Source organism: Gynuella sunshinyii YC6258 (genome assembly GCF_000940805.1).
Taxonomy (GTDB): domain Bacteria; phylum Pseudomonadota; class Gammaproteobacteria; order Pseudomonadales; family Natronospirillaceae; genus Gynuella; species Gynuella sunshinyii.
The window spans coordinates 1,380,291-1,393,561 of sequence record NZ_CP007142.1 but is presented as its reverse complement, the minus strand read 5'-3'; the positions used below and the strand labels follow the sequence as shown (position 1 = coordinate 1,393,561).

Sequence of the window (13,271 nt, the reverse complement as noted above, 5' to 3'; positions counted from 1 at the left end):
TTGTCGGCTATAACCTTCTGTAAACCCTGATAATTTTCGCTAACCAGTGCTGATTTATTCAATAACAACCCTTATTAATGTAGCGCAAATTTCGATAATATGAGAGATCCTAACCTGGAGGAAACAGAGCATGACGGTCGCTGTTGGCATCGTGATGGACCCCATTCACACCATTAACTACAAAAAAGACTCTTCTCTGGCCATGTTATGGGCCGCACAGGAGAAGGGCTGGCAACTCTATTATATGGAGCAGTCTGACCTGTGCATTGATGAGGGTCTACCTGTGGCCAACATGGCAGAACTCAGCGTCAGTCATGATCCAGACAATTTTTACACCCTCGGAGACAAACAAAAAAAACCCATCTCAGACCTGGATGTGGTTCTCATGCGCAAGGATCCCCCTTTTGATCCGGAATATATTTATAGTACTTACATCCTTGAGCTGGCGGAGAAGTCTGGCACACTTATAGTTAACAAGCCACAAAGCCTGAGGGATTGCAACGAGAAAATATTTGCAACTCACTTCCCCCACTGTTGCCCGCCGCTATTGGTTAGCAAAAATCACACCCAACTTAAAGAATTTCATCAAAAACACAAAGATGTGATATTTAAACCTCTTGATGGCATGGGAGGCACCTCAATTTTTCGCGCTAAAGAAGATGATCCTAATGTCAGTGTGATACTTGAAACACTTACCCAATATGGTCGCTCACTGATCATGGCCCAACGCTATATTCCTGAGATCGTCAATGGTGACAAGCGCATTCTGATGATAGATGGCGAACCTGTACCCTATTGTCTGGCCAGAATTCCACCACAAGGAGAAACCAGAGGCAATCTTGCCGCAGGCGGCCGTGGCGAAGCGAGACCGCTGACAGAAAGAGACCTCTGGATTGCCAAACAAATTGGTCCAACCCTTAAGCAAAAAGGGCTGTTATTTGTCGGACTGGACGTGATCGGTGACTATCTGACGGAAATTAATGTCACCAGCCCAACCTGTATCCGGGAAATTGATAAAGCGTATAACACCAACATTGCAGGTATGTTAATGCAGGTTATTGAAAGTAAATTGAACAGGAAGTCTCAATGAGTGTTTCGGTAGGTGCCGGCGACAGGCTTACGTTTACCATTTTTCTTGCCGCCGCAGTTCACGCGATGCTGGTTTTCGGCATCAGTTTTAATTTGGGCTCCAGCACCAAACCGGACCCATCATTGGATGTTACTCTGGTTTATCATACTTCCGACGTTGAACCAGAGAAGGCTGATTTTCTGGCTCAGTCAAATCAACAGGGCAGCGGTACTGAAGATGAAGCCAAACTGTTACAGACCACAGAGACCTCAGAGTTCGAGGATAACAGCATTCAAAACGTCAATACTGAGCAGCAAAACCTGCTAATCAAGCAACAGCATGAGTCCCAGGCCAGAATCATCACAACCACCGCCGGTAGCCAAAAAATAGAGGAAAGCCAGCAACAGGCAGATGAACAGCCGGAAGCCAATTCCGATGTTGACCAAATCGTATTGCAGCAAACCCAGGATATTGCCACGTTAAAAGCAGCACTGTCGGACATGCGACAGCGTTATGCCAATCGCCCACGAATAAGAACCCTTTCTGCACTGTCCACCAAGCAGGCAGAAGATGCTGCTTATTTATATGAATGGCTACAAAAGATAGAGCGAATTGGTAATCTGAACTACCCGGACGAAGCACGCCAGCGAAAGATGACTGGAGACGTCCGTATGTTAGTTTCATTACTGCCTAACGGCACCGTCAAGCGTATCGAAATACTGGGATCTTCAGGGCATCAATTGCTGGATGACGCCGCCAAACGTATCGTTCGCCTGGCCTCTCCGTTTAAACCGTTTCCAGACAGCATCAAGGAAAACACCGACGAACTGGAGATTATCCGAACCTGGCGTTTTCGCACCAAGCTTGAGCTGGGCAATTAATGGCTGATCTCAAAGCAGAACAGACCTACCTGGGCTTTGATTACGGAACGTCATGGATAGGCGTTGCCTATGGGCAACGTGTCACCAACACCGCCAAAGCCCTGAAAGTACTTCGCGCCAGAGACGGCATCCCGAACTGGGATGAAATTGCAGAACTGATACAGCAGTGGCGTCCCGATGCTCTGATTATCGGCAACCCCCTCAACATGGATGGTTCTGTCAGCGAACTCAGCCAAAGAGCCAACAAATTCAAAAATCGACTCCATGGACGTTTTGGTTTGCCGGCTTACAGTTTTGATGAACGTCTCAGCAGCTATGAAGCCAAAGGGATGTTACTGGAAAATAACAGAGGCAATCATGACTTTCGCAGCCAACAGGTCGATGCTCTGGCTGCCCAGATTATTTTACAGGGATGGCTGGATCAGCACTCCTCATAAAGCATCGACCTCCAGAAAGTTATCCAGTACACGGTTTAAGAATAGAAATCCCTGATCTGTGGTCGCCAATCGATCCGACATTACCAGCCCCTGATATTGCAATTTACGCCAAATATCTTCGACCCGCGCAAAAGGAATACCCGTTCTGCGCTCCAGAAGTGATATATCACCACCTTCTTTCAGGCGCAGAATATTCATCATAAATTCAAATGGCAGTTCTTCCGGGGGAACCTGTTTTAATCCCGGCACCAATGTATGAATTTTTGCCATATAGTCCTTAGGCAAACGGGTTTCCTGAGTCCGAAATATCCCCTGTTTTGATATAGATGTGAGCTTCCCGTGTGCTCCGGCGCCAATACCTATGTAATCACCAAACGACCAATAGTTACAGTTATGCCTGGATTGACGATCAGACAGGCTGTATGCCGAAACTTCATATTGCTGGTAACCATGTTTAGCCATCAAGCTCTGTCCTTGTTCTTGAATGCTCCACAATAGTTCATCTTCAGGCAATATGGGCGGTCGACTGAAAAACTCCGTGTTTTTTTCAATGGTTAGCTGGTACCAACTGATATGCTCCGGATGCAAGTCAATGGCCTGCTGCAAATCCGCCATGGCCAGCTCCAGAGTCTGTCCGGGCAGTCCATGCATCAGGTCGATATTAAGGTTGTCAAAACCGGCTGACCGTGCCATCGCCACTGCTTTGAGAGCCTCATCCGCAGAGTGAATTCGCCCCAAATGCTGCAACTGTATATCGGCAAAACTTTGTATACCTATCGACAGCCGATTGATGCCGGCCTGTCGAAACCGGGCAAATTTGAGTTGCTCAAAAGTACCCGGATTCGCTTCCATGGTAATCTCACAATCTGCACTAAAATGGACCCACTGACTTAATGAATGCAACAATCTGGCGATAGAATCCGCGGAGAAAAGACTGGGCGTTCCCCCACCCATGAAGATTGACTGAAGTTCCCTGCCTTCAAGCCATTTCTCGTAGACCCGGAAATTTGCCAGCAATGCATCAATATATTCTGCTTCCGGCAGCCCATCCATCACTGCGTGTGAATTAAAATCACAGTAAGGACATTTCCGTACACACCATGGAAAATGGATATACAAAGACAACGGCGGAAGTTCAGTTAATGTTTTTAAGCCTGGCAAAATAGGGTGTCCTGACTAAATATTGTTTAGCGTGAATATTTTGTCGCCCTGTTGATTGATAATTACCATGGCTTTGTCCATCGTAATATCGCAGGCCATTTTAGGATCAGGAATCAAATCACTGCGGATAAATTTCTTTTCCTGTCCGTCCTTACTAATAACACCACATACCCGATAATTATGTCCTCCTTCCGGAATGGGACAGGCAGTTATCGTATAGCCTTTATATTCCATTGACTCTGAAGGGGCAGAAGCAACACCTCCACCCATCATTTTTTTCAAAAAACCAAACATGCTGATTACTCCTGATTATCAAAAAAAATTCTGGTGTAAAACCAAACGAACAATGCGTACACAATCGGCAACACCAAATTAGAAAAAAGTGCGGCAGATCTCATTTTTTCGATATGCCTGATCACAAAAATATTGCATCCTGTTAGCTTGCGTTCTGAGCTGATCACATGTCAGCCATGCATGGATGTAGTCGGTAAGATAGTCATTCACTTCTTCCAGTCCAAGACCCAGGCCAGTGTCCGGTCCATCTGCCCCGGCAGACAGGATCAACGCCAGCGGCCACTCAGGAATACTCAGAAATTGGGTAACGTTATACAGGCAAGCAGGAAGGGCATTGTATTTGTCGGGTAAGTAGTGTGCGAATGGAAATTGTTCCGTTCGGGCACAAAACGCCTTCTTTCCTGTCTGACTTTACCGCAGTTCTCATGGTTTCCTGAGAGTTACTTATAAGACTTAGAAATCATTTCAAAAAGGATCCAAGCATGCTCAATAAAAAACAACCGCCACTGATCCGTAAAGTGCCAGTGCTACTCGCACTGGCCATCGGATTTGGAAGCCTGGCGCCACAGTCGTTTGCTGACATCAAGGTGGTCGATAAATCCAGACCCGCAAGTCGCGATGTTATCGAAAAAACGATCGATGCCAGTTCCGGCTCCGCTTCCACGTTCTCCCGGGCATTTGCGGTACCGATGGAGCGCTATATTATTTCCGGTATTGCGCCTTCTATCGCCCGCTACCGCGGAGGTATCGATGGTTATGACGCCACCAGCACCGAAGGCAAAACCAAGCTGAATGTAAAATCCTCAACGGCCCAGGCTTATCGAGGATATCTGGAAAACAGCCAGGAAGAGTTAATTGCCAATATCGAAAAAACACTGGGCCGCAGTGTAACACGAGTTCAAACCCTGCAAACGGCCGTCAACGCAGTAGTGATTGAATTAACGTCTGCCGAAGCACAGAAAATTTCAATACTGAAAGATATCAAGAGCATACAAAAAGATCAGTTGCATCAACTGGAATCCAACGACAGCATACTGGATGGTTATGCTCAACCGAGTCAGGATAACTCCAACTGGGTTTACCTGACAGCTGCCACTTTGCTATTAACCCTGGCGCTGATTTTCTGGGCCTACCGTTCAGGCAGATTCAGTAAAACCCATGCCCGCCTGGCGTCAATGCTTGCAGTACTGGGGCTGGCTGGCTGTTACTGGGAGGGTGGTTTTGCCTGGATCAACGCACCGCAGGTGTGGAAAGGCGTAGGCCAAATGAAAGGCACCATGGGGGAAGGCGTTATCGTCGGCATTATCGATACCGGTATTAATCCGACCAGTGATTCGTTTGCCGCCCGCGGTGGCGACGGCTACAAAGTCGCTAACCCTCTGGATTCGTATGTCGGTGTATGTAACCCCAGTGAAACGGTTTATGACGCCACATTCCCCTGTAATGACAAGCTGATCGGAGCCTGGGGACACCCGACAGTTCACGATGGCAGCCCAAGAGATAAGGAAGGTCACGGTTCTCATACTGCAGGTACCAGCGCCGGAAACATTGTATTTAATGCAACCGTTAAAGCACCTTCTGGTTACACCATCACCAAAGATATCGCTGGCGTAGCTCCTCATGCCAACATCATCGCTTACAACGTCTGTGATGAAAATGGCTGCTATACTTCAGCCATTCTCTTCGCCATTGATCGCGCTATCCAGGATGGCGTCGATGTCATCAACTATTCCATCGGTGGTGGTGCCGATGATCCCTGGGTCAACCAAACCTCTCTGGCTTATCTGACTGCAATGGATGCCGGTATCTTTGTTGCCACTTCTGCGGGTAACAGCGGCCCAGCCCCTGAAACCCTGGGTTCTCCGGCCGACGCTCCCTGGATCACTGCAGTTGCGTCCAGCTCGCATAACTACATGTACAAAAGTGCCCTGGTTGACCTGACCGGTGGAGACACCACTCCCCCAGCGGATATCATCGGTCAGGCAATGTCTGAAGGTTATGGGCCGGCAGTTATTCTTGATGCCACTGATTACGGCAACCCTCTGTGTCTGGAAGACCAGTTCACCGCCAAATTTGATGGTGAAATCGTGTTGTGTGATGCCGGTGAGATTGCCCGTGTAGAAAAAGGTCAAAACGTCGCCAAAAACGGTGGTGGTGCTCTAATTCTGACACGTCCAAATACCACCCCCGATGGCACAGGTTACTGGGAAGCAGATACTCACTATATTCCTGCCGTACATATCATGTACACCGACGCAGCCAAATTGCGCGAATGGCTGAGCACAGGCAAAGAACATATGGGCACGATTTCCGGTACCACTCCAGTTATCGCCAATGAATATGCTGATGTCCTGGCATATTTCAGCTCCAAAGGCTCAAATCCGTCCCTGAGCAGCATCATCAAGCCCAATATCACAGCGCCTGGTCGTGCTATTTTTGCTGCATACAACGAGGATTACAGCGACCTGGAACAGGATTACAACATCATCCAGGGCACCTCAATGTCGAGCCCGCACATTGCCGGTTCCGGAGCACTGATGAAAGCGTTGCATCCAGACTGGACCCCCATGCAGATCCAATCAGCCCTGATGACTACCGCCAACACCATGCACTATAAAGAAGATGGCGTCACCATCGCAGATCCATTTGACGTAGGTGCTGGTCGGGTAGACCTGGCAATTGCGGCACGTGCTGCACTGGTATTGGACGAAACCGCCAGCAATTTCCTGGAAGCCGACCCGTATATAAACGGAGATCCGGCAACATTGAACCTGGCCTCTTTAGGACAGGGTTCTTGTGTCGTCAACTGCAGCTGGACACGCACCGTGACCAACGTCAGTCATAAAACCACTCGCTGGAAAGCCACGCTTAAAGATGGCGTCACAGTCACTCCGTCTTCTTTCTCCCTGAACCCAGGTGAAAGTATCGAACTGAGCTTCATGGTCGATGTATCCGATGTACCAGCTGGCGACTGGCAGTTTACCCAGGTTGGCATCAAATCACTGACCCACGGCATACCGGATGTACACTTCCCTCTGGCAGCCCTGTCTAGTTTAAGCAATCTGCCTGCTGCTGTTGAAATTACCACTGCCGTTGAAGCTGATGTGACATCTCTGGAAGGATTGAAAGCTGTGGAAATTACGGCGGCTGACATTAATGTTATTGGCTTGACGAAGTCAGAAGCAACCAGCGCAGCCCTGATATCAGACCCCACCAGCGGCAATCCGTTTGATGGTTATGAAACCGCCGAGGATGGCGCGTTTTTCTTCACAGTCGACATCCCCAACGGAGCCGCCCGCTTTGTTGCCGAGATTACCGCATCTGAATCAGGTGACATGGACTTGTTTGTGGGCCTTGGTGATACCCCAAGCCAGGCAACTATGATAGCCAGCAGTGCGACGGGCTACGCTCTTGAGTATATCAGTCTGTCTGAAGTGCCAGCCACAACGTTATGGGTACTGGTTCAAAACTGGGAAGCCGGGCACACCGATCCCTCTGCAGTGACAGTACACACTGCTGTCGTTGAAGACATGGATCAAGGCAATATGACAGTGACCATTCCAACGTCAGTACCTGCAGGTGAGGAATTTGCCGCTGACATCGCCTTCAACCTACCTGGCTCAGTAGCTGGTGATCGTTACTATGGTGCATTCTCAATCGGTACCGACAGCAGCACACCAGGAAATCTGGGAACCATTACGGTTGATCTGGTTCGGGAATAACCCGTTCCGACATTAACGGTTGCCGGGCACCTGCCCGGCAACCTTGATCGTCCCCGCATCATGCGGGGACAACACATTTGGACAACCACGCTTTTTTAGAAATCTACGAGCCGGCTGTCAGCCATGCTCAGTCTGCAGAATCGACCTGGCCATCATCAGCAACGGATCATGCACACGCTTGCGGGTATGGGCGAATAAAACCCTGACATGCTTTTGTGCCTCACAAATAATTTCAATCTCACCCCTCAGCTGTGCCTCTCTGGCGCTATCCGCATGGAGCAAACCAACCCCAACACCCCCTCCGATCAGAGTTCGGGTAACCGCTTCACGGTCAATACTGATAATCCGTTGTGGGCGAATGTTATGTGCTTCGAACAGGTGATCTGCCGCTTGCTTACAACAGCTTTGGACCGTTGGGCAAATCCAGGGTAACTGCGCCAGCGCCTGCCAATCGACCGGCTCGGAAGTGTCCACCAGCCCCGGAGGTGCTGCCAGAAAAATACTAAACCGCCCCACTTCCAGACTGCTGATATCTTCATCTGGCAAATGGCTGTCATTGTAGAAACCAGCGTCCAGGCTGCCGTTGCGAATCCCTTTTAGCAGTTCTGCGGTATTGCCATGTTGTACCACCAGCTCCACTTCCGGGCACCGTTCTGACAACGCGATCATCAACCGCCCCAATGCTTCTGTGCTGGCCGTACTGGAATTACCGATGTGCAGTTTGCCGTTAAGCCGTCCCTTTAAACGGGCGGCCTCTGTGAGCAGGTCCTGATGCGCCCCCAGGGTCTGTTCAGTCTTTCGCAACAACTGCTCCCCCTCTCGGGTCAGACTCATGCCACGTGGCGTCCGCTCAAACAGGATCAGTCCGAACGTATCCTCAATGGCTTTGATATGCGCACTCACGGCAGGCTGACTGAGACAAAGCGTTTCCGCGGCCCGGGAAATACTGCCCTCACGAGCAACCGTCATAAACGTCTTGAGTTGATGAATTTCCATGAAATTACAGATGCCTGTGGTAGCAGGTTGTCAGGTTTTATCAGAATAACCCCAGTATATGCCACCACAGCAGATCCAACGGTGCCACGATCACAATACCGATCACAAACAGAGTCACACACATGCTGGTCACGACACGCATTGGAAGATTTCCAACCGACATGGCAGTGATCAGAGGGGGCGCCTGGTAAGGCATGAATACGTTGGAAAATGCCAACACCTGGGTCATCAACACTGTGGTCAACGGTAAACCCGTCAGACTGGCAAGATCTGACGCCAACGGTGTCATAACGGCCGGAATACCTGGCAAATTGGTGACCATGGCGACTATTGTGGAAATGACTGTCAAAGCACCTATATTCCACAATGGCCGGTCACTGGCAAAATGAGCATGACCACTCAGATTTCTCACCAGGATCTCGCCAAGCCCGCTGGCAGAAATAACCGCTCCCAAACCGATGATTCCGGCAACAAAAAATAACGAAGCAAAGTTAATTTCAGTATTCAGGCATTTTGCCTTGGTCAGTCCGGAAATTGGCGCCAGACAATACAGTGCCGCAGCTAACCCTATCCAACCGGGTGATACATGATGAATCGCATCAGTCAGCCAAAGCAGCAAACTGAGCCCCAGCACGATTATCAGTTTTCGTTCCGGGGGTGTTAGTGGCGTTACTTCGACAGCATTGCCCGCCTGTGGCAGCAAAGGATCACGGTCCGGATACAGCCACAGGATCAACATCACCAGTAGTATGGCCTTGAACACTCCAAGAACAGGGAAATGCAGTAAAAGATAATCCCAATAACTGATTTGTAACCCATGCAGATTCTCAACCATGGCCGCCAGAATCATATTAGGTGTATTGGACGGCAAAATAGAAAATGCCGGCAAAAAGGTTCCCAGAGATGCCGCCAGCACCATTCCCGTACGTCCCTTGGAGCCCGACCCGTAACCCAGATGATCAGCCAGGGCGAGAACAATTGGCACAATCAGTACGATACGCCCCATGGCCGATGGCATAACAAACGCCAGCAACAGAGCCAATATCACGATACTACCAATAACACTGCGATAACGTTGACCAAGCATGCCGGAAAACTGTCTGGCAACCCGTTGGTCCAGCCGGGTATGGCGAATAGCTGCCCCCAACACCATGCCACTGAACAACAACCAGAACGGCGAAGAATAAAAGCCGGAAAATACCGTCTGTACCGGCGCCATATGTAGCACGATCGCCACCAGGAAAAACAACAGCGATGTCCAATACTCCGGCATTACCGAAGTCGCCCACATGGCAATGCAAAACACCGTCAATGTCGCGGCCATAGTCATCGCAACGGAAAGATAAAGCCCGGTAACCAAAGCAACCGTCGCGGTTAATATCACTATGAACACAAGCTTGCGAAAGCCCGGATGAGACAAGAATGACGATAGAGTGCTTTTTTGACTGACAGACATTGATAAATCCGTTGGAGAGGAAGATTGCTGGCTAGACATTTCATTCACCGAATACATGAACAACCTTACCCGGACAGCATGTCGATAATCCAATCGTATCTTTGGAGGTCTGCCCTCAGTAATGCTGATACCAACATTAGACAAGATTATTTTCTGACAGTTTCGAGCCTGTTATGAACGAGCCCGTTTAATCACATAAGTCCGACTGAAAGTATCGTGCAAGGCTCCTTTTTTAGACCACCAGAAATACAAATGGATAAAAAACAACTTGAGCGTGATAAACGATAGAAACAGACTGAAAGTACGCCATACGATATGCCAGAACCCTGGATTCCCGCCCGCACGGTTGATAACTGTCATCCTTAACAGGCGTTTCATGGGAGTACAGCCGTATTGATACTCGAAGAAAATAAAGTAGGTGAAATAGCCGGCCAGTTCCATCAGCACCATTGTTCCCAAAGACCTTTCCGGAACATTGAAGGTCAGCAATCCGGCAAATAATACCGCACCCAGATTGACAAGCATGAGATCCAGCAGGTAGGCCAGACAACGATTAGCCATAGCAGCTTTCTGCTTGTTGAACTCCATCGCCTGCTGCTGAATGGCCTCAGCCGCCTGTTGACGCTGCCGCGCTTTCCGTTCACGCTGATCACGAAGCAGGCCACGTTGATGCTTTTTAAGATACTCCTGGATCAGTGTCAGCTGTCGATCAGTCTCATTCAGATCACATTCCTGCTCCAGCAATGTCCGCTGCTGTAACCAGTTCATCTGCTGCAACAACGTATACAACGCCTCGCTGTCAAACAGGTTCCGGTATACCACCGGTACTTTCCGCTCCAACCGCAGCAGACATTCAAACGTTTCGACAGTAAAGCGCCGTTGTTCCAACAAAGTCAGATCAAGTGCCTGATATGCCAGTCGCTGTAGGGAGCGCTCAAAACCCGCTTCAGCAAACTGGCAAAGTAATTCATACAGTTCATCCACCAGCGTCTGTACTTCAATGTGTGCTACCTGCTGTGTGGTTTCGACATCATCAAATACGGGCGACAGGATCACAACCGGCTGATCAGCTTCAGGAGCCCACGAATCGGCATCATCCTCAACCCTGGCAGCAGTAATAACGGCAGCAACGTTTTCAGGCGTCGGCACAACAGCAGACGAGGTATCAGCTGGTACCGGATCATCCTCTACCTGACTGGCTGCTTTAACGGCGGATGATTTGCCAACCTGACGACTCAGGGTTTTATAAGCCCGGTGCAGGGCCTGAAAGCCATCAGGATCCTCATCAGGTCGGCATTTTTTCAGCGCCGACGAGTAAGCAAGCTTGATGGCTCTGGCATCATCGGTAGGTTCTATTCCCAGAACGGTCCAGGCTGACATAATCCTCCCTCACTAAAAAATGCTGTTGGATTCCAACGCTTCCAAGAAACGGACAAACTGCTGCGTCGCGGCCTCCACCCGATGGGGAATCTGGGTTTCCAGTTCGGACTCAAAGTAGCGAATAAGGTGCTGAATTTCGATCCGATCTTCTTCCAGACTGCTTTCATATAGTCTCTCCGCCCGGGCAATCAGTTCCTTGTTCATTTCCAGATCGCGTGGGTGGAATTTCAGCGCTGCAAGACGTTCGCTGCTGTCGATCAACTCCTTTTCAGTGAGATTGGAATCCGCATTCTGAATCAGCATACTGGTCTTTAGCCCTGTGGATACAACTGTCACATCCACTTCCAATAATCCGTTCATGTCATAACTGAAGCGCACATCAATGGACTCTTCACCTCGCCGGCCCGTCGGTACTTTCACCTCAAGACCGCCAAGTTTGATATTGTTCTTCACCAACCGGCTTTCACCCTGATATACATCCACCAGAATTTTTTTCTGATGATCAGCCGCCGTGTAATAACGCCGGACGATACTGACAGGCACAGTGCAGTTACGTTCAATGATCGGTGAAAACAGTGCCCCCATATCTCCCCGCTGATCATTATCGTTAATCACAGCAGTCCCCAGACTGTAGGGGCAGACATCTGTCAGAACAACATCCTCCAAAGCCTGGTTTTTTTCTTTCAGGCCGGCCTGAATTGCAGTTCCACGGGCAACAATAAGATCGGGATCAAGATGAATCGATGGCATACGCTGAAACAGTCTTGCCACCAGAGAGCGAAACACCTGCATCCGGGTGGCTCCTCCCACCAGAATGATTTCGCTCAGCTCATCAGGGTGGGTACCAGCATCCCGCAGTGTTCGTTCGATCGGCACCTGAATACGGGCCAGCAGCGGCTGACTGGCATGAGCAAATTCATCCCGGGTGATGTCAATATCAACATCACTCGATGACAGAAAACCGGGTATCTTAACGGCCCGCTCAGTACTTAAAGTGTGCTTGGCCTGTTCCAGCGTGGCATATAACTGGCGAACCTGTACTCTGGACAATCCCTGCTGTGTACGCCCAAGTTTGCTCAGATACAAATCAACCAAAATCTCCAGAAAATCCTCACCACCGAGAAAGTTGTCACCGGCCGTGGCATGCACTTCAAGTACACCATCAAAATATTCCATCAACGACACGTCAAACGTACCGCCCCCTAGATCGAGGATGATGAATTTAGCGTCTTCAGGTTTTTCGTGCAGGCCGTACGCTAGCGCCGCAGCGGTTGGTTCATTGATCAGACGATCCACTTTCAGGCCGATCAGTTCAGCCGCTGCTTTGGTTGCCTTGCGTTGAATGTCATTAAAGTAAGCAGGGACACTGATAATGGCTTCACTGACCGGCTCCCCAAGAAATACCTCGGCATCATCCCGCAGGCTTTTCAATACCATGGCGGATAACTCAACGGGGGAATAAACCTGCTGTCCCAGTTTGATCTGTTGCCTGCTCCCCATATAACGTTTGAACGTAGCAGCACAGGATGCCGGTTCCACCATACGACGGATCTTGGCAAACTTGCCCACAATCAGCTCTCCGGTTTCATCGATTCCCACAACGGACGGCGTAAGGTATTCACCAAACCGATTGGGTATCAACTCAATTCCATCTTCTTTCCAATATCCACAGGCACTGTTTGTAGTTCCCAGGTCAATGCCGATAATGCTCATCAATCCTTGCTCCTCAATCGCTGAAAGCTCAATAAAAACGGAAACATCCCGTACTTTTGGGGGGTGTCGGTATAAAAGTTATGCACCTGCCTTTCATTGCGAAGGCAGGTATTTCCGACTCTGCCATAAAAGCAAAGTCCTGCAAGGGACATGACATGGTAC

The 13,271-nt window shown here is 49.5% G+C and carries 10 protein-coding genes; 4 read left to right on the top strand and 6 right to left on the bottom strand.

The window, feature by feature from the left end; translation table 11 throughout:
- Window positions 1–130 precede the first annotated feature (130 nt).
- The 3 genes from gshB to ruvX are packed head-to-tail and all read left to right on the top strand — an operon-like array spanning window position 131 to window position 2,387.
- On the top strand, window positions 131–1,090 hold the full coding sequence (gene gshB, locus YC6258_RS06190) for a glutathione synthase (RefSeq protein ID WP_044616248.1): 960 nt from the start codon (window positions 131–133) through the stop codon (window positions 1,088–1,090).
- The gene (locus tag YC6258_RS06185) at window positions 1,087–1,950 is read left to right on the top strand and encodes an energy transducer TonB (RefSeq protein ID WP_044616247.1); all 864 of its coding nucleotides are present in this window, start codon (window positions 1,087–1,089) and stop codon (window positions 1,948–1,950) included. The genes gshB and YC6258_RS06185 overlap by 4 nt, the downstream gene beginning before the upstream one ends.
- Entirely contained in the window at window positions 1,950–2,387 is a 438-nt protein-coding gene (gene ruvX, locus YC6258_RS06180; protein WP_044616246.1) for a Holliday junction resolvase RuvX, read from the top strand. The genes YC6258_RS06185 and ruvX overlap by 1 nt, the downstream gene beginning before the upstream one ends.
- Here ruvX and hemW read toward each other — a convergent pair.
- Together hemW and YC6258_RS06170 are read right to left on the bottom strand one after the other, a co-directional pair.
- Window positions 2,382–3,548, bottom strand: coding sequence for a radical SAM family heme chaperone HemW (gene hemW, locus YC6258_RS06175; RefSeq protein ID WP_211264636.1), 1,167 nt, complete (start codon window positions 3,546–3,548; stop codon window positions 2,382–2,384). The two genes, ruvX and hemW, sit on opposite strands and share 6 nt — an antisense overlap.
- Window positions 3,549–3,563: 15 nt before the next feature.
- Window positions 3,564–3,842: an HlyU family transcriptional regulator gene (locus YC6258_RS06170; RefSeq protein WP_044616244.1), complete on the bottom strand. Its 279-nt coding sequence runs from the start codon at window positions 3,840–3,842 to the stop codon at window positions 3,564–3,566.
- A gap of 482 nt (window positions 3,843–4,324) precedes the next feature.
- Between YC6258_RS06170 and YC6258_RS06160 the strand changes: the two genes are divergently transcribed.
- Window positions 4,325–7,564: a S8 family serine peptidase gene (locus YC6258_RS06160; protein WP_052830106.1), complete on the top strand. Its 3,240-nt coding sequence runs from the start codon at window positions 4,325–4,327 to the stop codon at window positions 7,562–7,564.
- A gap of 117 nt (window positions 7,565–7,681) precedes the next feature.
- Here the strand turns inward: YC6258_RS06160 and YC6258_RS06155 are convergent, their stop codons facing one another.
- The 4 genes from YC6258_RS06155 to YC6258_RS06140 form a co-directional block, all read right to left on the bottom strand.
- Window positions 7,682–8,560, bottom strand: a complete 879-nt coding sequence (locus YC6258_RS06155; RefSeq protein WP_044616242.1) for a LysR family transcriptional regulator — start codon at window positions 8,558–8,560, stop codon at window positions 7,682–7,684.
- Between the two features lie 40 nt (window positions 8,561–8,600).
- Window positions 8,601–10,016 (bottom strand): SLC13 family permease, encoded by a 1,416-nt coding sequence (locus YC6258_RS06150; protein ID WP_211264635.1) that lies wholly within the window; start codon window positions 10,014–10,016, stop codon window positions 8,601–8,603.
- Between the two features lie 171 nt (window positions 10,017–10,187).
- Window positions 10,188–11,396 carry an RDD family protein gene (locus YC6258_RS06145; RefSeq protein WP_044616241.1) on the bottom strand — a complete coding sequence of 403 codons (1,209 nt, stop codon included), beginning with the start codon at window positions 11,394–11,396 and terminating at the stop codon, window positions 10,188–10,190.
- 12 nt (window positions 11,397–11,408) lie between these two features.
- Complete coding sequence (locus tag YC6258_RS06140) at window positions 11,409–13,109, bottom strand: molecular chaperone HscC (RefSeq protein WP_044616240.1); 1,701 nt, start codon at window positions 13,107–13,109, stop codon at window positions 11,409–11,411.
- Window positions 13,110–13,271: the final 162 nt, after the last annotated feature.

Bases quoted from the DNA above. Each gene is read 5' to 3' on its own strand.
- gshB (WP_044616248.1), top strand. From the start codon at position 131: ATGACGGTCGCTGTTGGCATCGTGATGGACCCCATTCACACCATTAAC.
- YC6258_RS06185 (WP_044616247.1), top strand. From the start codon at position 1,087: ATGAGTGTTTCGGTAGGTGCCGGCGACAGGCTTACGTTTACCATTTTT.
- ruvX (WP_044616246.1), top strand. From the start codon at position 1,950: ATGGCTGATCTCAAAGCAGAACAGACCTACCTGGGCTTTGATTACGGA.
- YC6258_RS06170 (WP_044616244.1), bottom strand. From the start codon at position 3,842: ATGTTTGGTTTTTTGAAAAAAATGATGGGTGGAGGTGTTGCTTCTGCC.
- YC6258_RS06160 (WP_052830106.1), top strand. From the start codon at position 4,325: ATGCTCAATAAAAAACAACCGCCACTGATCCGTAAAGTGCCAGTGCTA.
- YC6258_RS06155 (WP_044616242.1), bottom strand. From the start codon at position 8,560: ATGGAAATTCATCAACTCAAGACGTTTATGACGGTTGCTCGTGAGGGC.
- YC6258_RS06150 (WP_211264635.1), bottom strand. From the start codon at position 10,016: ATGTCTGTCAGTCAAAAAAGCACTCTATCGTCATTCTTGTCTCATCCG.
- YC6258_RS06145 (WP_044616241.1), bottom strand. From the start codon at position 11,396: ATGTCAGCCTGGACCGTTCTGGGAATAGAACCTACCGATGATGCCAGA.
- YC6258_RS06140 (WP_044616240.1), bottom strand. From the start codon at position 13,109: ATGAGCATTATCGGCATTGACCTGGGAACTACAAACAGTGCCTGTGGA.